The sequence below is a fragment of the Mesorhizobium sp. 128a genome, from assembly GCF_053848025.1.
In genome coordinates, this window is sequence record NZ_JBSPKY010000087.1 from 1 (window position 1) to 765 (window position 765).

A 765-nucleotide genomic window follows, 5' to 3' on the forward strand; every position below is an offset into this window, starting at 1 on the left:
TGAGACAGCGGTGCAACCCCATCAGCGGAATGGCTCGGCTCACGTCCCGGCAGGGACGCCTCAGGCGCTCAGATCCTGAACGCTATTCGCAAGATTTCATGCTGTGGCGCCTGCATTTCGATCAAAGAACTCACCGGTCTTGAGCATCGAATGCATTATCACCGCCAGTTTGCGCGCCACGGCCACGGCAGCTCGTTTGAAGCCAACCCTCTCCCGGAGCTTGAGGCCCCACGTGCGCAGGCTGCTGTCGATCGAGCTGCGTGTCAGGATGACCGCCGCAGCCTCATAGAGAAGTCCCCGCAAATGTCGATCGCCGCGTCGGGATATATGGCCGTCATAATCGACTTCTCCCGATTGGTAGCGGCGAGTTGTCAGGCCGATCCAAGCGGCGACAGAGCGGGACTTCTTGAAGTTGCCCGGATCTTCAATGGCAGTGGCGAAAGAGGTTGCGGTAATGGCGCCGATGCCGGGGATCGACATGAGTATGCGGCATGCTTGGCTTTGACGTGCATCTGCGACAAGCTGGCGCCCAAGCTCGGCGGCACGGATGCGAATGCTGCGCCAGGCTTCCAACATCGGTAGCACGACAGGAGCAAGCTCGCTCTGATCGATAAGAAGGCTCCGGACATTCTTTTCGAATGTAGTTCCCTTACCGGCGGGAACGAGCAAGCCGAACGTTTTCATGATCCCTCGGATCTGGTTGGAAAGCTCGACGGTGATCCGGACCAGCCGGGTGCGTGCTGCCACGAGCGTGCGGGTCAACAT

1 protein-coding gene is annotated in these 765 nt (G+C 59.5%); it reads right to left on the reverse strand.

Annotation, left to right across the window (positions count from 1 at the left end; translation table 11 throughout):
- Window positions 1-96: 96 nt before the first annotated feature.
- Window positions 97-765, reverse strand: a 669-nt coding sequence (locus ACWTU9_RS33175; RefSeq protein ID WP_455862012.1) for an IS110 family RNA-guided transposase, incomplete at its 5' end; no start/stop codon positions are given.